Consider the following 21,989-nt stretch of genomic DNA (forward strand, 5'->3'; position numbering starts at 1 on the left):
GGCCAGAAGGTCTCCACCGGCCAGCAGATCGGCCTCTCCGGCTCCACCGGCAACTCCACCGGCCCGCACCTCCACTTCGAGGTCCGCACCGGCCCCAACTACGGCTCCGACATCAACCCGATCACCTACCTCCGCGCCCACGGCGTGAACGTCTGATCGAGTAGCACCAACCCTGTGGGGCCCCGGCATCGCCGGGGCCCCACAGGGTTTTCGGGTTCCGACCGGTCAGCCCGTTAGCCGCGATGACGACGCCGACGGCTCGGCGGGCCGGGACGGCGGCACGGACGGTGCGGACGGATTCGCCGGGGGCGGTGCGCCTGTGGGCTTGGCCGAAGACGACGACGGCGTGGCAACCGGCCCCGCACTCGCAGCCGGAGCCGTCGCCGCCGGGTCCGCGAAAGTCGTCCGCGGTGCGCCCGCGCCGACGGGGTTGACCACCGTACGGTCCGGCAGCGCTTGGGCGCCCTCCGAGGTGACCCGGGTGGCGCCGATGTAGTCCGGTTTGTCGATGCGACCGAAACGGATGACCTCGCCCGTGTACGGAGCGTGGATCATCGTCCCGCCGCCCACATAGATCCCCACGTGGTGGATACTCCGCGGATCGCGCAGGTTGGTGGCGAAGAACACCAGGTCACCCGGCAGCAGTTCGGACCGGGCCGGATGCCGTCCCGCATTCCACTGGTCGTTCGCGACGCGCGGCAGCTTGATACCCACCTTGTCGTACGCGGCCTGCGTCAGACCCGAGCAGTCGAACCGGCCGCCGTCCGCGACGGTGCCCTCACCGCCCCACAGATACGGCGTCCCGAGCTTCGTCTGGGCGAACTCGATCGCCCCGACCGCGAGCACCGACGGCGGAATCGGTGCCTTGACCGCGCCGAAGCTCTGCTCCAGCGAGCGGATGTTCTTCACATAGCTGCGGGTCTCGGCGTACGGCGGCACCCCTTTGTACTGGATGACGCGGTACGACCCCGCGTTGTACGCCGCCAGCATGTTGTCCGTCCGGTCCCCCGGCATGGTGGCAATCGACTTCGCCAGCGCGCAGTCGTACTTCGCCGCCGACGGGATCGCGTCCTCCGCATCGAACGGATCACGCCGCCCGTCGCCGTTCCCGTCCGTCGCCCACTGCGGCCACGTCCCCGGCATGAACTGCGCGATCCCCTGCGCCCCCACCGGACTGACCGCCCGCGGGTTGAACCCGCTCTCCTGATACAACTGCGCGGCCAGCAGCGCCGGCGAGATCTCCGGGCACAACCGCCCCCACCGCTCGATCGCCGGCTGGTACGCCGCCGGCACCGCCCCCGGCGCGAGCGCCACCGCTCCGTTCCCGCCGGACGAAGGCGTGCCGCCGGTCATCGAACCGACGGCGACGACGAGCAGCCCCACCGCCCCGACCGGCAGCGCGGCGGCAAGTCCGGCAGCCAGCCAAGCCTTACGCATCGAAGGCGAACGGGGGGCGTTGAACAACGGGGACAGGTCGCACTTGATCATTCTGCGTGCCGTGATTGCTCTGCGCAATCACCCGTGATACACACAGTGAACGAGCCGTCGCTCGGGGGTGGTGGCCCGAACGCTGTCGCCACGACACAATAATCGAGAGGCACGGCACCCCCGCTCCACCCGGCGGGGGTAATTCGAGAAGCCCAGTCGGGGGCGGTGAACGGCATGTATCTAGGTGCAGGCAACGGCGACATCAATACCATCGTCGGTGGTATCGCCCCGGATTGGGGCCCTTTCGCGACGCTCGGAGCTGAAGCCCGCACGATGGTCCAGGTAGTCATGGCAGTAGCCCTGCTCCTCTGCCTGGCCATCGCCATCTGGGGCGCCGCCAAGCAGCGGATAGGGGCAACGGCCTTGCGCGACACGTTCAGTGCCGAGCAGGGCAAGGGCCTGATCATCGCCGGGTTGACCGGCGTGTTCATCATCGGCTCGCTCGGCACCCTGTTCACCATCATCTACGGGATGGCGATCTAGCCCCGCGCCGCCCGATTCGCCGACCCGAGGTGGCTCCTGTGGCCTACGTCTGCCCACGCAACTCCGCCGGTGCGCCGTATGCCAGCACGAGCCATTTCCGGTCGGCCGAAAATCGCCGCGGGTGGCCGATTATCGCCCCCACGGAAATTCCCGGGACGGGGAATTACGCCACCTCCCGGCCCCGCGCCGCCGCGCGCCCGCGACGCGGAGTCCGCGCATGAGCGATGCGCCCGCCGCTCCGGAGCGCGCCGCCGGGGATCCCCGGCGGCGGCACCCCGTCGCCTCGGGTGCCGGGGTGGTCGTCGTGATCCTCGTCGTGGTCCTGACGCTCGCGTACGCCAGCCGCCGGAGCGGCGCGCCCGCGGAGGACTCCGCCGCGTCCCGCGCCGGCACAAGTTCCGGGGTCGGCAAGACGAGCCCGCGCAGCACCGTCGGCATCACCGCCGCCCGTCCCCCGGCCGCGCTCGCCGGCACGGTCCCGGTCGGCTATCCCCGCACCCGCGAGGGTGCGCAGTCCGCGGCCGCGAACTACGCCACGGCCTACGGTTCGTCGGACATGTTCCGGCCCGCCGTCCGCCGGGCGATCGTCGAGTCGATGGCGGATCCCGGCAGCAAGGCCGGCCTGCTGGCCCGTGCCGACACGGCGTTCCAGGCGCAGACCGCGGTGTTCGGCCTCGACGCGGACGGCAACCCGCCCAAGGGGCTGTCTTTCGTGTGCCGGGCGCTGCCGGTCGGCACCAAATCGGTCGCATACACGCCCGATTCGGCCACCGTCGAGGTGTGGGGAGCCGGGCTGGTCGGCCTGGCGGGGGCGGGTTCCACGAAGCCGGTGAGCGAGGCCTGGACGACCACGACGCTGCGGCTGTCGTGGGCGGACGACGACTGGAAGCTCGTCGACTTCACCCAGAAGGAGGGGCCGACCCCGGTCGGCGGTCTGCAGACCGCGTCGGGAGCGGAGGACATCGCCAAGGCCGTTCGCGAGTTCGAGGAACTGCGCTATGCACGCTGAGTCCTGCCGTGGCCGCCGGGCGCGCCGCGCCGTCCGGGTCGGTGCCGTCGTCGCCGCGGTGCAGACGGCGGTCCTGCTCACCGCCGCCCGCGCGTTCGCCGACCCCTCCCCGGCGGCCACCGGGGCCGCCAAGCCCGCGGCGTCGCCCGCCGCTTCACCGCTGCCGTCGGTCGTCGCGAGCACTCCCGCTCCGCAAGGCGGCGGAGGCGGTGCCGCGCAGACGTACTGCGACATGCTCACCGGGCCCGCCAAGACGTACTGCCAGAACGGCGACGGCGGCCCGAGCATCCCGGGCGCGCCCGGTCAGACCGCCGGGTTCGTGACCGACCCGCTCGGGTCGATCGCGAAGGGCTGCGCGGACGCGGCGACGTGGATCATCAACAACCTCGCCGCGGCGGTGAACGGCACGACACAAGTCGACTTCACCAATGCGGGGTTCCTGCGGCAGTACGCGGTGGTGTTCGCCGCGTCCACGTTCCTCACGCTGCTGCTGTGGATGCTGGCCGTCACCAAGCGCGCCGTGCGCGGCGCCCCCATCACCACGGCGATCTCCGAAGCCGTCGGCTATCTGTGGCTCGCCGTGCTGGCTTCCGCGTTCACCCCTCTGACGCTGTACTTGGCGGTGTCGCTGACCGATGCCGTCACCACCGCGATCGCGTCCGGCACGCAGCAGGACACCGACCGGTTCCTGGGCGGCTTCGCCAAGGCGCTGGATCCGAATGCGGGGCTCGGCGGCGGACCGGTCATGCTGATCTTCGTGTCCATGCTGTCGATGCTCGCCGCCGCCGTGCTGTGGGTCGAACTGCTGCTGCGCGCCGCGATGTTGTACGTCGGGGCAATGCTGGGCACAGCGGTCTATTCCGGCTTGGTCGACAAGGCAATGTGGCACCACGTGCGCCGCTGGGCGGGGATCATGGTTGCCGTGCTGCTTGCGAAACCCGTCGTCGTCATCGTGCTGGGCCTGGCCACCGCCATTTCGGGGGGTCGGCCGCAGGACTCGTTCTCGTCGGTCCTGAGCGGTCTGGCGATCATGTGTCTGTCGATCTTCGCGAGTGTGCTGATCTACCGCTTCGTCCCGAACCTCGGCGACGATATGGCGCAGTTGCACAGCGGCCGCCGCGCGCTGGGGGGCGCCGGCGGTGCGGCGGCGTCGCTGGTCGGCGGACCGGCGGCGTTCATGAAGCAGGGCATCCGCGCGCACGCGGGCCGGGGCGGCGGAGGCGACTCCGCGGCATCGCCCGCGCCCGCCGCGCAGAACGCGGTGTCGTCCGGCATCGCGGCCCACGGCTCGCGCGGCGGCGGTACCGGCGCCGGCGCCGCGGCACCACCCCCGGCAAACCCCAGTAGCACGCCGCACGCGAGGACCGGGAACGAGGCCTGACCATGACGACACAGCCGATCCACCGACGCAGGACCTTCCTCATCGGCAAGGCGAAGCCGACGGCCGTCATCGGCAAGAACCGGGAGCCCGGCGAGATCTTCCTGATCATCGCGGGCGGCGCGATCGGCATGCTGTGGGGACTGCTCGTGCCCGTGCTCGCGGTGCGGCTGATCGGCCTCGTGGGCTTCCCGCTGCTGGCGTTCGCCGCCGTGTACATGCCGTACAAGCAGCGCACGTTCTACAAGTGGTTCGAGATCAACCGCACGTACAAGCGCACGCTCAAGCGCGGCGCCCGCTTCCGCTCGGCCGTCATGGAGGCCGGGACGCGCATCGACGGCGCGGCCACCGCGGTGGGCACGCCGCCCGGCATCGGCCGGCTGAGCTGGATGAGCGTGCCGTTCGGGCCGGACGAACTCGCGGTGCTGATGCACCTGGAGCGCCGCACGGTGACCGCGGCGATCGAGATCGAGGGCCCCGGCGTGGGGCTGCGCGACTCGGAGGACCAGGAGGCGCTGGTCGAGCGGTTCGGCACGCTGCTGAAGCACGTGGCGAACGGGGACGGCTTCGTCACCCGCCTGCAGATCCTGGCCCGCACCATGCCCGCCGACCCCGACGCGCACGCGAAGGACGTGGCGCGCCGCGGCGACGCGAGCGCGCCGATGTGGGTGAAGGACTCGTACGAGCAGCTGCAGTCGATGGTGTCGACGTCCAGCGAGCAGCACCGCGCCTACCTGATCGCGTGCATGCACTACAACCGCGACCTGGCCGCCGAGTCGTCGGTGATGGGCCGCGGCGACGACGGCCTCGGCGTGGTGATGGCGCGCGAGCTGACCGACGTGTGCGCACGGTTGGCCGAGGCCGACATCCGGGTGCGGCAGCCGATGAACGAGGCCCGTCTGGCGTCGCTGATCCACTCGATGTACGACCCGGAGCACCAGATCGACCAGTTCGACGGCATGCAGGCCCGCTACGCGTGGCCCGCCGAGCTGGACGCGACGCACCCGAACTACCTGCAGTCCAAGACCCGCGAGTCGGAGACGCCGCGCCCCTGGTGCCATGCCACCGCGTGGATCAAGGAGTGGCCGCTGACCCCGGTGGGCGTGAACTTCCTGGCGCCGCTGCTGGTGCACACCCCCGACGTGATCCGCACGGTCGCGGTGACGATGGACCTGGAGCCGACGGACATCGCGATCGAGCGGATGCTGACCGAGAAGACGAACGACGACGCGGACGCGGCGCGCGCCGCGAAGATGAACCGCGTGGTGGACCCCCGCGACCTCGCCCACACCGGCCGCGTCGACCAGCGCGGCGAGGACCTCGCGGGCGGCGCGGCGGGCGTCAACCTGGTCGGCTACATCACCGTGTCGTCCCGCGACCCGGAGCAGCTCATGCGCGACAAGCGCACGATCCGCGCGTCCGCGGGCAAGTGCTTCCTCAAACTGGAGTGGTGCGACCGCGAACAGCACCGTGCGTTCGTGAACACCCTGCCTTTCGCCACCGGCATCCGGAGGTGACGTCGTGTCCGGCCTCTTTTCCCTTCTGACCAACGGCTTCGCGAGCTTCGTGTTCGGCAAGCCGGAAACGCAGCGGCTGCCGGTGCGCACCTCGACCGGCCAGGCGCAGGCGGTGTATCTGCCCACGGCGGCGCCCGGGCTGGGCGATTCCGGGGTGATCATCGGCCGCGAGGTGTACTCCGGCAAGGGCTACGTGTACGACCCGTTCCAACTGTACGGCCAGCAGCTGCCCGCCCCGCACTGGCTGGTGCTCGGCGAGTCCGGCAACGGCAAGTCGGCGCTGGAGAAGACCTACGTGCTGCGCCAACTCCGCTTCCGCGACCGCCAGGTGGTGGTCCTGGACGCGCAGGGCGAGGACGGCGTCGGCGAGTGGAACCACATCGCCGAAGCGCTCGGCATCCAGCCGGTGCGGCTGGACCCGACGGACATCACCGGTGCGGGCGTGCGGCTGAATCCGCTGGACCCGGCGATCACGTCGACCGGCCAGCTGGCGCTGCTGCGCACCATCATCGAGGTGGCGATGGGCCGCCCGTTGGAGGAGCGCGCCGGGTACGCGCTCAAGGCCGCGCACGTGCACGTGGTCCGCACGGTCGAGGACCGCCAGCCCATACTTCCGGACATCGTGGACGCGCTGCGGAATCCCACCCAGGAGTCCGCGGACCTGCTCAGCCTGGACCTGGCGGACGTGCGGATCTGGGGTCTGGACGTCGCGCTGGTGCTCGACCGGCTCGTCGACGGCGACCTGAAGAACATGTTCGAGGGCCCGACGACGACCGGCATCGACCTCGACGCGCCGCTGATCATTTTCGATCTGTCGCATATCGACCGGAACTCGATCGCGATGCCGATCCTCATGGCGATCGTCGGCGTCTGGCTCGAGCACACGTGGATCCGGCCGGACCGGGTCAAGCGCATCTTCCTGGTGGAAGAGGCGTGGCACATCATCAACAGCCCGTTCGTCGCCCAGCTGTTCCAGCGGCTGCTGAAGTTCGGACGGCGGCTCGGCCTGTCGTTCGTCGCGGTGGTGCACCACTTGTCCGATGTGGTGGACGGTGCGGCGGCCAAGGAGGCCGCGGCGATCCTCAAGATGGCGTCGACCCGCACGATCTACATGCAGAAGGCGGAAGAGGCCCGCGCCACCGGCAAGGTGCTCGGTCTGCCGCGCTGGGCGGTGGAGATCATCCCGACACTGACGCCGGGTATCGCGGTGTGGGACGTCAACGGCAACGTGCAGGTGGTCAAGCACCTGATCACCGAGACCGAGCGGCCGATGGTCTACACCGACCGCGCGATGACCGAGGAAGCCGTCGAGGAGCGGGTGCGTGCGGTGGCCGCGCTGACCGAGGACGCACCGGTGTGACCCGGCGGCAGGTCGGAGCATCGGCACAGCGGCGGGACGACGGCGCGTCGGGAGGAGCGATGGCGGAGGCACCGCAGCGCGGCATACCGGACGGGGCGCTGATCGGCGCCCTGGTGCTGCTGATCGCGGGGACGGCGGCGACCTGGCTGGCGACCGGTCTCGCGGGGCTGGCGACCCGTCAGGCATGGCCGGACCAGGTGCGGTTCACCCGGTCCGGGCGGGCGATCCGCGAACTGCTCCGCGATCCGGGGGACATCCCGGCGGCGTGGCCGGCGTCCCCCGCGGACCAGCTGCCGTCGGCGACCGCGTTCTGGTGGGTGTTCGGCGTGGTGATAGCGATCGCGCTGGCGTTCGCGGGTGCCGTGCTGTGGGCGTGGGTCCGGCTCACCACGCGGCGGATCCGCCGGGCGGCCCCCGCGGACGGGCCGCGGGCCGACGGACCTGCGGGCGGCGGGCCCGCGGGCGGACGGACGGACGACGCCGCGTCCGGTATCGCGCTCGCGAAGGACCCCGTGCCGGAACAGCGGGCGCCCGCCGACCCGCTGCCCGGGAAACCGGAGGGACGCGAGGGCCGCGAGGGGCCCGCGAAACGGGACTGACGGACTTTCGGCCACACCTTCGGGTGAACCGGGCTTTCCGTCGGAATTGCCGCGGTCCGCACGGGGAACGCTCATCATTACCGTGGCCGGGTCGGCCGCCGCGTGGCCGACAGGTCACCCGCCGGTCGGCTCGACCCACCAACCCCCCCGCAGCCCGCCGCACGCGAGGCTGCGGTTTTCGTCTGCCCGGATCAGGTCCCGGTCGCCGGCGCGTCCGAGCGGCCGGTGCCGTCGGGCTGGGTCTCCTCGACGCGGGCGAGCATGCGGCGCAGGCCGTCGGCGAGGTCCGCGCGTTCCGCGTCGCCGAGGTCTTGGAGGAGCGCCGATTCGAAGACCGCGGCGTCGCGGACCACGCGGAGCCACATGTCCCGGCCGGCGGCGGTCAGCTCGATGATGACGCGGACCCGGTTCTGCTCGTCGCGGGTGCGGGTGACGAGCTCTTCGCCGACCATGCGGTCGATGCGGTGGGTCATCGCGGCCGGGGTGAGGCCGAGGCTCTTGGCGAGTTCGCCGGGGCTGAGCCGGTAGGGCTCGCCGGCGAGGACGAGCGCCCGCAGGACCTCCCAGTCGGCGTTGGTGATGCCGAGTGCGGCCATCTGCCGGTCGTACGCCACGGACATGCGCCGGTGCAGTCGGAACAAGGCCGCGACGATCGTCTCGACCTGCGGGTCGACCTCGGGGAATTCGCGCTGGAAGACCGCGAGGTGCGCCTCCAGCCCGGCATCCGTGGGCCCGGGGCCGGTGCCGGCCCCGCCCGCGGACGGCTCCGCGGACGATGCCGCGGCCGCGCGCTTCCGGGCGGCCGGGTCCTGCTGGTCTGCGGGCATTTCCCCAGCCTACCTGTACCCCTTAACTCATTAGACAGAAACACTTGACGGGCGTACTCTTTAGCACTGAAGTCTTCAGCTTCGAGCCCTCCGGTCGACTATCCGCAGCGCCGCCGCGATTCACCGCGTCGGCCGCTCCGCGGTGCGCTCCGACGTGTCCGAGGGCCGGCGGGAGACCGTCCCGTGCGGACCGGAGCGGCCGGTCCGCCGACACAGGCAGTCAGGAGGTGTGTGGTGGCGACCACGACGGCGCTGCGCCGAATCCAGCTCGGCAATGCCCTCGCCGCGTTCGGCAGCGGCTTCACCGTTCCGTTTCTCTTCGTCTACGTGACCCGGGTGCGCGACATGTCCGCGGGGCAGGCCGGTCTGATGTTCAGCGTGCTGGCCGTCGCCGCGCTCGTCGTGCTGCCCTTCGTCGGGCCGGGCATCGACCGGCGCGGTCCGCGGCCGGTCGCGGTGGTCGGCGCGCTGGTCGCGGCGGCCGGGTCGCTGACCCTCGGGTTCGCCGCGCACCCGCCGCTGATCCTGGCCGCCGCGGGCCTGCTGGGCGCCGGGATCGCGGCCATCCAGCCGGCGCTCGCGACGATGATCGTGCGGTGCACGACCCCGCAGACCCGCTCCCGGGCGTTCGCGCTCCAGTTCACCTTCAACAACCTGGGGCTGGGCATCGGCGGACTGATCGGTGGGCTCATCGTCGACCCGTCGCGGCCGGCCAGCTTCACGGTGCTGTTCGTCGTCGAGGCGGCGATGATCGTCGTGCTCGCGCTGGTGGTCGGCGGGGCCAGGATGCCCGCGGCCGCGCCGCACGCGGCGGGGGCCGGCGACGGCGGCCCGAAGGCCGGGTGGCGGCATCTGCTGCGGGACCGGGCGATGGTCCGGCTGTCCGTGGTGAGCGCGCTGATCTTCTTCACCTGCTACGGCCAGTTCGAGTCGGGCCTGGCCGCCTTCGCGACCGAGGTCAGCCGGATCTCGCCGAGCATGCTCGGCGTGGCGCTGGCCGCGAACACCCTGGTGATCGTGGTCGCGCAGCTGGCGGTCCTGCGGATCGTGACGCGGCGGCGCCGCAGCATGGTCATCGCGGCGACCGGCGTGGTGTGGCTGCTGGCCTGGATCGTCACCGCGGTGTCCGGGCTGGTGCACGGCAATGCCGCGCTGGCCGCGGTCACCATCGTGACGGCGTACGGGCTGCTGGGCATCGGCGAGAGCCTCCTCGCCCCGACGCTCGGCCCGATGGTCGCCGACCTGGCGCCCGCGCACCTGCTCGGCCAGTACAACGCCGCGCAGTCGCTGGTGAAGCAGCTCGCCATGGCGGTCGGCCCGGCGTTCGCGGGTGCGATGGTGGGTGCCGGGATCTACGGCCCCTACCTGGTGGTGCTGATGGCGTGCTCGGTGCTGATCGCGGTGCTCGGCGTCCGGCTCGGCCGGGGCCTCAGCCCGGTGCAGAACGGGCTCGTGGTCGCGTCGTCGAGCACGCAGGGCCCTGCGGAGCGGGCCGAACAGGCCGGGCGGAGCGGCCGGTCCGAGGACGCGAAGGCCGCCGCGCTCGCCGCGTGACCCGTGCCGGTGCCCGGCTCCCTCGCCGAGGGGGCCGGGCACCGGCCTTTCCGCCGTTCCCGGCCCGCTCACAGCAGGAATTCGCACCACACGGTCTTGCCGGTCGCGGTCAGCCGGGAGCCCCACGAGCTGGCGATGCTCGCCACGATCGCGACACCCCGCCCGTTCTCGTCGTCGGCCGAGGCGCGCCGGTGCCGCGGCACGTGGTCGTCGGCGTCCGAGACCTCGACGATGAGCCGCCGGTCGGTGCGCCGCAGGCGCAGCCGCATAGGTGCGGCTCCGTGGGTGAGCGCGTTCGCGACGAACTCGCTGACCGCGAGCACCCCCGACTCGCGCAGTTCCTCGCCGACCTGCCAGCTCGCCAGCACGCCCGAGGTGAAGGCCCTGGCCCGGGCCGCGACTTCGTTGCCGCCGAGCAGGTCGAGCGACGCGGTGCGGAACAGCGTGGCGGCGCGGCCTTCGTGGCGCGGCAGATGCAGCACCAGCAAGGCCACGTCGTCGTCGTGTTCGACCGGCAGGCGCATGTGTTCGATCAGGCGGTCGCGGACCGCGTCGGGCGGCCCGGCCGCGCCGTCGAGGGCGGCGGCCAAGTCGTCGATGCCGCGGTCGATGTCCTCGCCGCGGCGCTCCACCAGGCCGTCGGTGTAGAAGACGACGGTGGAGCCGGGTTCGAGGGGGACGCCGCCGGAGGTGTGCGGCCAGCTCCCGCCGGTGCCGAGCGGGGGCCCGAGCGCGTCGTCGAGCCGGTGCACGTCGCCCGCGGGGTCGCGGACGAGCGGCGGCAGATGCCCGGCGGTCGAGTAGGTCAGGACGCCTTCGCTCGGATCGTGCACCGCGTACACGCAGGTGGCGATCTGCGTGGCGTCGATCTCCATCGCCAAGCCGTCCAGGAGCTGCAGGACTTCGTGCGGCGGCAGGTCGAGGCGGGCGTAGGCGCGGACCGCGGTGCGGAGTTGGCCCATGACGGCGGCGGCGCGGACGCCGCGGCCCATGACGTCGCCGATGACCAGGGCGGTGCGGCCCGCGCCGAGGGTGATGACGTCGTACCAGTCGCCGCCCACCGCGGCGTCCGCGCCGCCGGGCAGGTAGCGGGCGGACACCCGCAGGTCGTCCGGGTGTTCGAGCTGCTGGGGCAGCAGGCTGCGCTGCAGGGTGACGGCGGCCTGCCGGTGCCGGCGTTCGCTCTCCCGCAGCCGGTCGGTGGCCTGCACTTGGTCGGTGACGTCGACGGCGAACACCAGCACGCCGCGGACGCCCGCCCGGCCGCGCACCGCGGCGTCGCCGGGAGTGCCGTCGGCGCACACCGGGGTGCAGACGAAGGTGAAGTAGCCGTGCTGCCGTTCGCTCTCCGGCATGCCCGGATAGGCCGTGCCGTGGTGGTCGACGCGCCGTGCGCGCACGGTGCGCCCGCGGCCGGTGCGGTACACCTGGTCCATCAGCGGCAGCAGGCCGTGGTCGGCCAGCTCCGGGAGGATGTCGCGGGCCGGCACGCCGAGGCGGCGTGGTCCGAAGACGTCCCGGTAGGCCTGGTTGACGTAGGCGAGTTCGTGGGCAGGGCCGCGCGTGACAGCGATCAAGGCCGGCGCGTGGGCCAGCACCTCGCGCAGCGAGAACGTGTCGATGCGGTCCTGCATCCGCGCCGCGGGCACGGATCGCCGTCGTTCTCCGGCCAACCGGGCGCCCCACCGAGTGATGTTCAACCGCTTGCTTCCTCGTGAGTCCGTCGCACAGCCATTAACACTATGTGCCCCGAGGTTTACCTCAAGTGACCTCACCAGTGTGGGCGAAACTCGGCCACAGGGGAATCGCGACCCCGGGCGCGTCCCCCCGTTCGGGGGACGGACAGCCCTGCAGACGACGCGCCGGAGGCACGTTCGTGACCCCGGTCACATACCGGCGACCGGGTCGCCCGGGTCCGCGCACCGCGGCATCGGCCGCCGCTGACGCACTGTCGATCGCCCGGCACGCCGGAGCGGGGTACCGCTGACTCAGCGTCAACACCACACATCTCCTCCACAACCGTTGCGTCGGATTCCGCTTCTGGCCGGGCAAGGGGTCGGGTACGCTCGGCGAACTGGCAATGACTGAGCGGCCCGACACGGGATACGACCATTTGCCTTCGGGGGAAGTACACATGGGCGCTTCGCGTACGTATTCGAACGAGCTGACGCGGACCAGGGATTCCGCACCGCCGGCGGCCACCGCCGTGATTCCGTCCGCCCGCCGGCCGCAACGCGGCCGGTCCGCGGCCGCGGGACCGCGGGCGTCGGGCGATCCGGAATCGGCCTTGCGCACGGACGCGCGCCGCAATCTGGAGCAGGTGCTCCGGGCGGCGCGCGAAGTTTTCGGCGAACTGGGTTACGACGCACCGATGGAGGAGATCGCCCGCCGCGCGGGCGTCGGCGTCGGCACCATCTACCGGCGCTTCTCCGGCAAGGAGTCGCTGGTCCAGCGAATAATGATCACCGAGACGGGCCGGCTGACCAGCGAGGCGGTCTCCGCCCTCGCCGAGGAACCGGACGCGTGGTGCGCGCTGAACCGCTACCTGCGGCGCGCCGTCGCCTCGGGCGCGGGGCGGCTGTTCCCGGCGCTGAGCGGCCGGGTGCCGGTCACCGAGGAGATGCGCGCCGGGCGCGCCGCGCTCAACGACGCGGTGTGCCACCTGGTGGAGCGCGCGAAGGACGAGGGCGCGCTGCGCGCCGACGTGTCCGACGCGGACATCTCGCTGCTGCTGTCGTGCCTGCTGCCGCCTCCCGGGCTGCCGAAAGCCCAGCGGATGACGGTGGCGGCGCGCTACCTCGAGGTGGTGCTCGACGGGCTGCGCGCGGACCGCTCCTCGCCGCTCCCGGGCAAACCCTTCACCCAGGACGAGCTGGACACGCTGTTCCTGCGCGGCGGGCCGCGCCCGGCGTAGCCGCGTCACCGGCGGGGCCGCTCCGACGGGCGAGCGGCGCGGCCCCGGCCTACGATCCCTTCATAGGGTCCGGCGACCGGCCCGGACGAAGGGTCGTCGCGCATGAATTTCACGCTCGTGCAACTCCGCTACTTCGTCGCCGCGGCGCGCCATCGCAGCATGACCGGCGCGTCGCGGGACCTGCTCGTGTCCCAGTCCGCCATCTCGGCCGCCATCGCGCACCTGGAACGGGAGTTCGGGGTCCAGCTGCTGGTGCGGCACCACGCCAAGGGCCTGTCGCTCACCACGTCGGGCGAGCGGTTCCTCGGCGAGGCGCGGGCGCTGCTCGCGCACGCCGACGAGATCGCCGCGTCCGCGACGGGCTACGGCAACGCGCTGCGGGGGCGGCTGCACGTGGGGTGCGCGGAGACCATCGCGCCGTACTACCTGCCGCCGCTGCTGGCCGAGTTCGCCGACCGGCACCCGGAGGTCGAGGTGTGGGTGTCGGAGGGCCCGGACGAGGAGAGCCTGCGCGACCTGCTCGCGGACGGCGGCTGCGATCTGGCGCTGCTGTACGACGCGCGGGACGGCGACGGCGTCGACTCCCAGCTCCTGACCCGGCTGCCGCCGCATGTGATCGTGCCGCCGGGGCATCCGCTGGCGGGCGAGCGGGCGGTGTCGCTGCTGGCGCTGGCGGACGACCCGGTCATCCTGCTGGACCTGCCGCACCACCGGGACTACTTCGCGTCGGTGAGCCGCCGGGCGGGGATCACCCCGCGCGTGCGGTTCCGGTCACGCAATCCGGAGCTGGTCCGGGCGCTGGTCGCGGCCGGCCAGGGCTACGCGGTGCTGAACGAACGGCCGGCCACCGACCGCACCTACGACGGCGGCCGCGTCGTGTCCCTGGACCTGACCGACGACCTGCCGCCGTTGCCGCTGATGCTCGCGCAGGCACGCGGTGTCCGCCCGACGCGGCGCGCGGCGGCGTTCGCCGCGGTGTGCCGCGAGTGGTTCCGACGCCCGATGCAGCAGACCCCGATGCCCTGACGCGGGAGCGGTTTCCCCCGAATGGCCCAACGCCGTCGGCGCACGCTCGGAGAAGTGATCCGGATCACACGCGATCACCCGCGGAGTCGCGTCACGATTCGGGGCCTGCCCGCTCTCCCTGGGTATGACCGCGAACCTTGCGCCCTCCGCCACCCCGTACAACGTCGTGCCGACCGGCTCCGCCACCGCATCCGCGGGCCGCCACCTCGCCTGGCTGCTCGCCGAATGGCGGCGCCGGAGCATCGCGTGCGGCTGGCCGCAGCCCGAGGAATGGCTCACTCCCGGCGCGGAGGCGGCCGTGGCGGCGTTCTTCCGGCCCGGGCGGATTCGCGCGGCGTGCCACGACCTGGCCCGGGACCGCGTCGAGGCGGGGGTGCCGCTGGCCGCCGCGCTGGCCGATCTGGACCTGCTGTTCCTGACCGCGGTCGGGCGCGGGGCATCGGATTCGGTGGTGGCCGCGTACGTGGCCGCGCGGCACGCTCATCTGCCCGTGGCCGCGGGCTTCGACCCGCTGACCGAGCTGCCCACCGGCGCGGCGCTGCGCGCGGGCCTGCTGCGCCGCCGGTCCGCCGGGGGCGAGCCGCCAACGGTGGTCGCGGTCGAGCCGCAGATCGGCGCGTATCCGCCGCACGAGCGGCTGCGGCCGACCCTGCTGGTCGCGGCGCATGTCGAGGAGATCTTCGGTGCCCCGGTGCACCTGCTCGACGACGGCCGGCTCGCCGTGGTCGCGCCGCCGCGCGGCGCCTTGGGCCCGCTGATGGCGCTGGCCGGGCTCGCCCCGCACGACCCGGTGGCCGCCGTCACCGGGAGCGCGGCGGTGCCGGCGCTGCGTCCGTCGGTGGTGCGTGTGGAGCCGGCGGTGGCCGGGGGTTCGACCCGCCGCGGCGGGCTGCGGGTGGCGTGAGCCGCGACGAAAGGGGTCGGGCCGGGCGCGGACGCGCGGCCCGACCCCGGCCCGCCCTGCCCTAGGTACGGACGACCAGTACCGGGCACGCCGCGTGGTGCACGACCGCGGTGCTCACCGAGCCGAGCAGGAGGCGGGAGAAGCCGCCGGTGCCACGCGAGCCGACGACGACCAGCTCGTGCCGCTCGGACATGCCGAGGAGCACTTCGGTCGCGGTCCCGGAGTAGACCTGGACGTGCGACTCGCCGGTGAAGCGTTCGTCGCGGGCCTGGTCGACCTCGGCGACCAGGGCCTCGGTCTCGCCGCGGATGGCGTCGAGGGCGGCGCTGATGTCCTCGACGTAGAGGCCGCCGGGGGCCATGGCGGCGTAGGCGCCCGCGGGCGGCGCCGCGGAGACCACGTACAGCGGGAGCCCGCGGAGCTGTGCCTCGGTCATCGCCCAGTCGAGTGCCCGGCGGGACGGTTCCGACCCGTCGACCCCGACCACGACGCCGCGCGGTTCGTCCTCAGCCATCGGCCCTCCTCGTGGCACGGCGCCTTCGAAGGGCGGCACCGTGGACAGTGAGGGAGCTAATACCGCAAAAGCCGCAGAATCATCACACTAATGCGGCGCGGAAGGCGGCCTGCGGCGAGGATCACCCGGCCGGATCAGCGGCCGGGCGTGAATATGCCGGGAGTCCCGGACCACGAAGACGCGAAGGGCCGCAGGGAAGCGCCCCCCGGCGGACTCCCCCGCGGCCTGTCGCGGCGGCCGGTGCCGGACGTCCGCGGGCTCCGCGGCGTCCGACCGGCGCCTTCGCACGGTATCCGGCGGTTGTGTGGAACAGATGACGGCGGGATTACCGGGACGAGCCCGGCAGGCGTCCCGCCGTCGCCGTCCGGCGAGCGGGACCGGGCGTGGCTAGGCCGACCCGCCCGCGAGGCTGAGGCCGCCGTCCAGGACGACCGTCTCGCCGGTGATCCACGCCGCGTCCTCGGACAGCAGGAACGCGGCCGCCTTGGCGACGTCCTGGGGCACGCCCAGCCGCTTCATCGGGTAGGCCGCCGCCGACTCCTCCTCGTGCCCTTCGAACAGCGCCGCCGCGAAACGGGTCTTCACCACCGCGGGCGCGACCGCGTTCACCCGGATGCCGGGAGCGAGTTCGGCACCGAGTTGGCGGGTCATGTGGATCAGCGCGGCCTTGCTGACGTTGTAGGCGCCGATGAACGGGCCCGCGACGATGCCGCCGATCGAGGCGACGTTGAGGACCGCGCCGCCGTGCTCCTTCATCCACACGCGGTACCCCTCCTGCGTCCAGGCGAGCGCCCCGACCAGGTTGACCTCCAGGATCTTGCGCACCGCGCCGAGGTCCGCGTCGATGAGCCCGCCGAAGTGCGGGTTGATGCCCGCGTTGTTGACCAGGACGTCGAGCGAGCCGAAACGCTCGACGGCCGCGGCGACCGCGAACGCGCGGTGCTCAGGGTCGTCGGCTTTCCCGGGCACCGCGAGGGCGACGTCCGTGCCGCCCAGTTCGGCGACGGCGGCGTCGAGGTCCGCCTTGTTGCGGGCGGTCACCACGATCTTGGCGCCGCGGGCCGCGAGTTCGGCGGCGATGCCCAGGCCGATGCCCCGGCTCGCCCCTGTGACCAGCGCGGTCTTGCCCGTGAAGTCGGCGGTCATAGCGCGAACTTCCCTTCGTCGAGTACCGTCCGGGCGCGGGCGGCGAGGCCCGCGAGGCCGTCGTGGGTGAACCGGGACGCGCCGCCGTCGCCGGCCTGGTCGCCCATGGCGCCCGCGGTGTAGCGGTCCAGGACGCCGGCCAGGATGCAGGCGAGGCGCCAGTAGGCGAATGCCGCGTACCAGGCGATGCCGGACAGGTCACGGCCTGTCGCCTCGGCGTAGCGGGCGCAGAACGCCGCCCGGTCGGGGAAGCCTTCGGCGGCGGTGCCGTCGGACGGAAGCAGTGCGGAATCCTCGCCCTGCTCGACCCAGTAGACGAGCGTCATACCGACGTCGGCGAGAGGGTCGCCGAGTGTGCACAACTCCCAGTCCAGGACCGCGCGTACCGTCCCGTCGGGGCCGAGGATGCAGTTGTCGAGGCGGAAGTCCCCGTGCACGATCGCGGCGCCTTGCTGCGGCGGGATGGACGCGCTCAGGCGGGCGTGCACCTCGTCTATCTCCGGGATGCCGTCGACCCGGGTGGCGTCCCACTGCCGGTGCCAGCGGCGGAGTTGCCGGGCGATGTAGTCCTCGCGGCGGCCGAGGTCGCCGAGGCCGACCGCGTCGACGTCGACCGCGTGGATCGCGGCCAGCGTGTCGGCGAGCTGCTCGCCCGCGCGGCGACGGGCGTCGGGGGCGAGGTCGCGGGTGGCCGCGGCGGCGTCGCGCAGGACGAAGCCGTCGACGAAGTCCATGACGTAGAACGGCGCGCCGTTGACCGCGTCGTCCGGGCTGAGGCCGACGACCGGCGGGACCGGGACAGGCGTGCGGCCGCCGCCGAGCGCGGCCAGGATGCGGTGCTCGCGCCCCATGTCGTGCGCGGTGGCCAAGACGTGGCCGAGGGGCGGGCGACGCAGCACCCAGCGGGTGCCCGCGGCGTCGGTGACGACGTAGGTCAGGTTGGAATGGCCGCCGACCACCGGGGTGAAGGCGAGCGGCGGGGCCAGGGCGGGCACCCGGGCGGCGAGCCAGTCGGTGACCTCGGCGGGCCGGACTCCGGCCGGGGCGGGCGCGTCGTGGGCGGGTTTCACTCTCCACCTTCCGCTTCGGCGAGCAGCGCGGCGAACTTCTTGCGGGCGTCCTCGCGCCGGGTCGGCACGTGCTCGGTCGGCACCTCGGCCGGACGGTACCCCTTGAGGACTTGGCGGGCCACCGTCACGCGGTGCACTTCGTCGGGGCCGTCGTAGATGCGGGCGGCGCGCGCGTACCGGTACATCTGCTCGAGCGGCAGGTCGGTGGAGAAGCCGAGGGAGCCGTGGATCTGGATGGCGCGGTCGATGACGTCGTAGAGCACCTGGGCGCCGTAGAACTTGATCGCGGAGATCTCGGTGCGGGCGGCGGGTGCGCCGTCGCGGTCCATGCGCCACGCGGCGTGCAGGGTCATCAGGCGGGCGGCCTGGATGCCGGCGTAGGAGTCGGCGATCCAGTTCTGCACGGTCTGCTTCTCGGCGAGCAGCGAGCCGTGCGCGTACCGGGACAGGGCGCGCTCGCACAGCATGTCGAGGGCGCGCTGGGCTTGGCCGAGCCAGCGCATGCAGTGGTGGATGCGGCCGGGACCGAGCCGGAGTTGGGCGAGCTTGAAGCCGTCGCCTTCGTTGCCGACGAGGTTCTCGTACGGCACCCGCACCGCGTGGTAGCGGATCTCCGCGTGTCCGCCGAAGCCGTGCAGGCGGTCGGTGCGGCCGGGGTCCTCCAGCGTGGCGACGTCGCGCACGATTTCCACGCCGGGGGCGTCGGCGGGGACGACGATCATCGAGGCGCGGGCGTGCGGGGCGGCGTCCGGGTCGGTGACGACCATGGCGACGAGGATGTCGGCGACGGAGCCGTTCGACGTGAACCACTTGTGCCCGTCGATGACCCAATCGTCGCCGTGCCGCACCGCTCGGGTGGCCAGCAGGGTCGGGTCGGAGCCCGCCGTGTCGGGTTCGGTCATCGAGAAGGCGCTGCGGATGCGGCCGTCGAGGAGCGGTTCCAGCCATTTCTCGCGCTGCCAGTCCCGGCCGGAGGCGGCGATGCCGTGCGCGAGGAGTTCGGCGTTGCCCGAGTCGGGGGCGTTGTTGCCGAAGGCGACCGGGCCGTACGGGGTCCGGCCGAGGATCTCGTGCATCAGCCCGAGCCGGACCTGGCCGAAGCCCTGTCCGCCCAGGTCCGGCGGCAGGTGGGCCGCCCACAGTCCGCGGGCCTTCACCTGCTCCTTGAGCGGCGCGAGGATGGCGTCGCGGGTCGCTTCGTCGAGGTCGAGCGTCTCCAGCGGGCAGATCTCGTCACGGACGAAGTCCCGCATCCACGCCAGTTGTTCCTCGAACTCCGGTTCGGTGGAGAAATCCCAGGCCATGGTGCTGATCTCCTCGCGTGGTCGGTGCGGGTGGCGGGGTGTACGGCGGCGGTCCGGCTCGGGCGTGGCAGGCGGGGCGGGCGGGGCGGGCGGGGCGGGCGGGGCGGGCGGGGCGGGCTCAGCCGGCCGCGGCCTGGCGGCGCGGCACGGGTCCGGAGAACGCCAGCGACCGGCCCGCTTCCAGCGCGGCGAACTGCATGAGGTGCGGCAGCAGCCGGTGCAGCGGACCGACGGTCACCGCCGGGCCGGGGATGCGGGCGGGTCCGGAGACACCGAGGAGCAGGCCCAAGCGGTGTGCGGCAAGACGCACTTCGGCATGCGTCAGGGGGCGCGGGGGCAGGTGTGCGGCGGGTGCCGCACCGCGGTCGAAGAGCGCCACCGCGGTCGTCGCGACGCGTTCCGCATAGGACCGCACCGCGCGCGCGTCCCCCGGGTGGGCCCACGACGTGAGCACCCGCAGCCCGCCTTCGCGCAGCACGAACATCTCCTGCGGCGGGTCGGCCGCGCCGCCCGCCGCCCGCGCGACCGTCATGGCGTCGCGCGGGCCCTCCACGAACACCATGCGCAGCTCCGTACCCCGCAGCGCCCGGCGGCACGCCGCGGTGCTCAGCCCGGGCGGCATCGGGACCGTCGCGGCGCCCGCGGCGAGGACCGCGAGGTCGAGCACCGTCCAGTCCACGCACGGCCGCACCATGACGCCGACCCGGTCGCCGGGCAGCACGCCCGCGGCCATCATCCCCGCGGCGACCGCGGCCACCCGGTCGGCCAGCTGCCGCCAGGTCAGCGACCGGGGCACCGCGGCCGCCGGGTCGAGCCAGGACGCGGCGGGCCGCTCGGGCCAGTCGTCGGCAGCCCGCCACAGCGCGGCGAGCAGGTTGCGGGCGTGCTCCATCGCGGTCCCCCTCCCGCCGGAGCCCGCGGCTGCCCGGCGGGTTCATACGCCGAGCGAGCGGCCGACGATCTCCTTCATGATCTCGTTGGTACCGCCGTAGATCGCCTGGACCCGGCTGTCCACGAACGCTTTCGCGACCGGATACTCCATCATGTAGCCGTAACCGCCGTGGAGTTGGAGGCATCGGTCGACAACCCGCTTTTGCAGGTCGGTCGTCCACCATTTGGCCTTCGACGCGTCCACGGCGTCCAGCTCGCCGGCCACGTGCCGCATGATGCAGTCGTCGATGTACGTGCGGGCGATATCGAGTTCGGTGGCCATTTCGGCGAGTTCGAAGCGGCTGTTCTGGAACGACCCGATGGGCTGCCCGAACGCGGTGCGCGTCTTGCAGTACTCCAGTGTGTGCTCGAAGACGGTCTCCGCGCCGATCACCGCGGAGACCGCGATACCGAGCCGCTCCTGCGGCAGGTTGTGCATCAAGTGGTAGAAGCCGCCGTTGAGTTCGCCGAGGATGTTGGCGGCGGGCACCCGCACGTCGGTGAAGAACAGTTCCGCGGTGTCCTGGGCCTTGAGGCCGATCTTGTCGAGGTTGCGGCCGCGCTCGAAGCCGGGCATGCCGCGTTCCACGACGATCAGGCTGATGCTCTTGCTGCCCTTGGCCTCGGGGTCGGTCTTGGCGACCACGATCACCAGGTCGGAGTTGATGCCGTTGGTGATGAACGTCTTGGCGCCGTTGACGATCCAGTCGCCGCCGTCGCGCACCGCATGCGTGCGGATGCCCTGCAGGTCGCTGCCCGCGCCCGGTTCGGTCATCGCGATGGCGGTGATGATGTCGCCCGAGCAGAACCCGGGCAGCCAGCGGCTCTTCTGCTCGTCGGTCGCCAGCTCGTTGAGGTAGGGCGCGACGACGTCGTTGTGCAGGCCGAACCCGACGCCGGACGCTCCGGCCCGGACGAGTTCCTCGGAGAGCGTGGCCAGGTAGCGGAAGTCCCGGACTCCGCCTCCGCCGTAACGCTCGTCGACGTCGATGCCGAGCAGCCCCAGCTTCCCGGCCTTGCGCCACACCTCGCGGTCCACGATGCCGGCCTTCTCCCACCCGTCGTGGAAGGGCACGATCTCGCGGCGGACGAACTCGCGGGCGGTTTCGCGGAACGCCAGGTGCTCGGGCTCGAGATGACGGTCCCTCATGGGTGCTCCCCCTGCCTCGGTTGGGTGTGTGCGGCCGCGCGCAGCGCCTCGACCTCGCTTTGCAGGCCGGCGGCAAGCTCGGCGATGAGCGCGGCACGGTCCACGGCCGCGCCGGCGGGGCCCAGGGCGTCGCCCGGCTCCCGGCGCAAGAGGCCGCCGAGCGCGAACCGGCCGAACATCGCGGCGAGTTCCTCCGGCTGGTAGCCGCCGTCCGGGCGGTACCACTTGAACATCCAGTTGCACATGCCGATGGCCGCGAACGCCGCCATCTTCGGGTCGACCTTCACGAACTCGCCGTTCTCGACCCCGTCGCGGATCACCGCGCGTACCGCGTTGTCGACGTCCCGTTTGAACGCGGCGAACACCTCGCGGGCGCCGTCCGGGAGCTGGTCCTCGTCGCGGAAGCCGAGCCGGTACAGGTCGATGTTGCCGACCAGGCCGGACACGTGCAGCTCGATCATCCGGCGCAGCCGCTCGGCGGCCGGTGCGTCGAGGGCCGCGATCTCGGCGACCTTGCCGCCGCCGACCCGGGCCCAGTCCTCGAAGATCGCCCGGACCAGCGCGTCCTTGTTGGGGAAGTAGTGGTACAGCGCGGCTTTGGACATGCCGAGTTCGTCGGCGATCTCCTGCAGCGTGACCGCACCGAGCCCCCGCACGCCGAACAACCGGGTGGCGGCGGCCCGGATCTCGTCGCGCATCAGGCGGTTGCGTGGCGGCATCGTCAACCTTGCGGTAGGAATTCCGACCGGCGGGTCGGGCACTGCTCGGGATGCTAGGCGCGGAGGTGGACGGGATCAAGAGTCCGGCCGTGCACAG

At 72.6% G+C, this 21,989-nt stretch carries 20 protein-coding genes and 1 pseudogene; 11 read left to right on the forward strand and 10 right to left on the reverse strand.

Going from position 1 to position 21,989, the window contains the following annotated elements:
- The coding region (locus ACPA54_RS12570) for a M23 family metallopeptidase (RefSeq protein ID WP_423529836.1) at positions 1-156 on the forward strand (156 nt) is incomplete at its 5' end.
- 291 nt (positions 157-447) lie between these two features.
- On the opposite strand, the pseudogene ACPA54_RS12575 reads toward ACPA54_RS12570, so the two are convergent.
- Positions 448-1,437, reverse strand: a pseudogene (locus tag ACPA54_RS12575) (C40 family peptidase); the annotation flags it as partial.
- A gap of 225 nt (positions 1,438-1,662) precedes the next feature.
- On the opposite strand from ACPA54_RS12575, the gene ACPA54_RS12580 reads away from it, so the two are divergent.
- From ACPA54_RS12580 to ACPA54_RS12605, 6 genes are all read left to right on the forward strand, one after another.
- A complete protein-coding gene (locus tag ACPA54_RS12580) occupies positions 1,663-1,971 on the forward strand; it encodes a hypothetical protein (protein WP_345674300.1) in 309 nt (102 codons plus the stop codon).
- A 217-nt stretch (positions 1,972-2,188) separates the two neighbouring features.
- Positions 2,189-2,980: a DUF8175 domain-containg protein gene (locus ACPA54_RS12585; RefSeq protein ID WP_423529032.1), complete on the forward strand. Its 792-nt coding sequence runs from the start codon at positions 2,189-2,191 to the stop codon at positions 2,978-2,980.
- Entirely contained in the window at positions 2,970-4,361 is a 1,392-nt protein-coding gene (locus ACPA54_RS12590; protein ID WP_423529034.1) for a hypothetical protein, read from the forward strand. The genes ACPA54_RS12585 and ACPA54_RS12590 overlap by 11 nt, the downstream gene beginning before the upstream one ends.
- 2 nt (positions 4,362-4,363) lie before the next feature.
- Positions 4,364-5,875, forward strand: a complete 1,512-nt coding sequence (locus ACPA54_RS12595; protein WP_423529036.1) for an SCO6880 family protein — start codon at positions 4,364-4,366, stop codon at positions 5,873-5,875.
- A gap of 4 nt (positions 5,876-5,879) precedes the next feature.
- On the forward strand, positions 5,880-7,235 hold the full coding sequence (locus ACPA54_RS12600) for an ATP-binding protein (RefSeq protein ID WP_423529037.1): 1,356 nt from the start codon (positions 5,880-5,882) through the stop codon (positions 7,233-7,235).
- Between the two features lie 59 nt (positions 7,236-7,294).
- Positions 7,295-7,834: a hypothetical protein gene (locus ACPA54_RS12605; protein ID WP_423529039.1), complete on the forward strand. Its 540-nt coding sequence runs from the start codon at positions 7,295-7,297 to the stop codon at positions 7,832-7,834.
- A 191-nt stretch (positions 7,835-8,025) separates the two neighbouring features.
- On the opposite strand, the gene ACPA54_RS12610 is transcribed toward ACPA54_RS12605, so the two are convergent.
- Complete coding sequence (locus tag ACPA54_RS12610; RefSeq protein WP_423529041.1) at positions 8,026-8,661, reverse strand: MarR family winged helix-turn-helix transcriptional regulator; 636 nt, start codon at positions 8,659-8,661, stop codon at positions 8,026-8,028.
- Positions 8,662-8,892: 231 nt separating this feature from the next.
- Here ACPA54_RS12610 and ACPA54_RS12615 point away from each other — a divergent pair, with 231 nt between their 5' ends.
- Positions 8,893-10,215 (forward strand): MFS transporter, encoded by a 1,323-nt coding sequence (locus ACPA54_RS12615; RefSeq protein ID WP_423529043.1) that lies wholly within the window; start codon positions 8,893-8,895, stop codon positions 10,213-10,215.
- Between the two features lie 68 nt (positions 10,216-10,283).
- On the opposite strand, the gene ACPA54_RS12620 is transcribed toward ACPA54_RS12615, so the two are convergent.
- The gene (locus ACPA54_RS12620) at positions 10,284-11,915 is read right to left on the reverse strand and encodes a SpoIIE family protein phosphatase (protein WP_423529045.1); all 1,632 of its coding nucleotides are present in this window, start codon (positions 11,913-11,915) and stop codon (positions 10,284-10,286) included.
- 587 nt (positions 11,916-12,502) lie between these two features.
- On the opposite strand from ACPA54_RS12620, the gene ACPA54_RS12625 reads away from it, so the two are divergent.
- The 3 genes from ACPA54_RS12625 to ACPA54_RS12635 all read left to right on the forward strand — a co-directional run bounded on the left by ACPA54_RS12625 (position 12,503) and on the right by ACPA54_RS12635 (position 15,059).
- Positions 12,503-13,129: a TetR/AcrR family transcriptional regulator gene (locus tag ACPA54_RS12625; RefSeq protein WP_345674271.1), complete on the forward strand. Its 627-nt coding sequence runs from the start codon at positions 12,503-12,505 to the stop codon at positions 13,127-13,129.
- 102 nt (positions 13,130-13,231) lie between these two features.
- Positions 13,232-14,155 (forward strand): LysR family transcriptional regulator, encoded by a 924-nt coding sequence (locus ACPA54_RS12630; protein ID WP_423529047.1) that lies wholly within the window; start codon positions 13,232-13,234, stop codon positions 14,153-14,155.
- A gap of 124 nt (positions 14,156-14,279) precedes the next feature.
- Positions 14,280-15,059, forward strand: coding sequence for a hypothetical protein (locus ACPA54_RS12635; RefSeq protein WP_423529049.1), 780 nt, complete (start codon positions 14,280-14,282; stop codon positions 15,057-15,059).
- A 61-nt stretch (positions 15,060-15,120) separates the two neighbouring features.
- On the opposite strand, the gene ACPA54_RS12640 is transcribed toward ACPA54_RS12635, so the two are convergent.
- The 7 genes from ACPA54_RS12640 to ACPA54_RS12670 all read right to left on the reverse strand — a co-directional run bounded on the left by ACPA54_RS12640 (position 15,121) and on the right by ACPA54_RS12670 (position 21,892).
- Entirely contained in the window at positions 15,121-15,573 is a 453-nt protein-coding gene (locus ACPA54_RS12640; RefSeq protein WP_423529051.1) for a universal stress protein, read from the reverse strand.
- A 387-nt stretch (positions 15,574-15,960) separates the two neighbouring features.
- Positions 15,961-16,719, reverse strand: coding sequence for an SDR family oxidoreductase (locus tag ACPA54_RS12645; RefSeq protein WP_423529052.1), 759 nt, complete (start codon positions 16,717-16,719; stop codon positions 15,961-15,963).
- Positions 16,716-17,789 carry a phosphotransferase family protein gene (locus ACPA54_RS12650; protein ID WP_423529054.1) on the reverse strand — a complete coding sequence of 358 codons (1,074 nt, stop codon included), beginning with the start codon at positions 17,787-17,789 and terminating at the stop codon, positions 16,716-16,718. The genes ACPA54_RS12645 and ACPA54_RS12650 overlap by 4 nt, the downstream gene beginning before the upstream one ends.
- A complete protein-coding gene (locus ACPA54_RS12655; protein ID WP_423529056.1) occupies positions 17,786-19,093 on the reverse strand; it encodes an acyl-CoA dehydrogenase family protein in 1,308 nt (435 codons plus the stop codon). Before ACPA54_RS12655 ends, ACPA54_RS12650 begins: the two co-directional genes overlap by 4 nt.
- Before the next feature lie 118 nt (positions 19,094-19,211).
- Positions 19,212-19,985 carry an AMP-binding protein gene (locus tag ACPA54_RS12660; RefSeq protein WP_423529058.1) on the reverse strand — a complete coding sequence of 258 codons (774 nt, stop codon included), beginning with the start codon at positions 19,983-19,985 and terminating at the stop codon, positions 19,212-19,214.
- Between the two features lie 42 nt (positions 19,986-20,027).
- A complete protein-coding gene (locus ACPA54_RS12665; RefSeq protein WP_423529060.1) occupies positions 20,028-21,173 on the reverse strand; it encodes an acyl-CoA dehydrogenase family protein in 1,146 nt (381 codons plus the stop codon).
- Positions 21,170-21,892 carry a TetR/AcrR family transcriptional regulator gene (locus ACPA54_RS12670; protein ID WP_423529061.1) on the reverse strand — a complete coding sequence of 241 codons (723 nt, stop codon included), beginning with the start codon at positions 21,890-21,892 and terminating at the stop codon, positions 21,170-21,172. The genes ACPA54_RS12665 and ACPA54_RS12670 overlap by 4 nt, the downstream gene beginning before the upstream one ends.
- Between the last annotated feature and the right edge of the window lie 97 nt (positions 21,893-21,989).

Origin of the sequence: Uniformispora flossi, from assembly GCF_049534875.1 — a bacterium.
Classification (GTDB): Bacteria; Actinomycetota; Actinomycetes; order Streptomycetales; family Streptomycetaceae; genus Yinghuangia; species Yinghuangia aomiensis.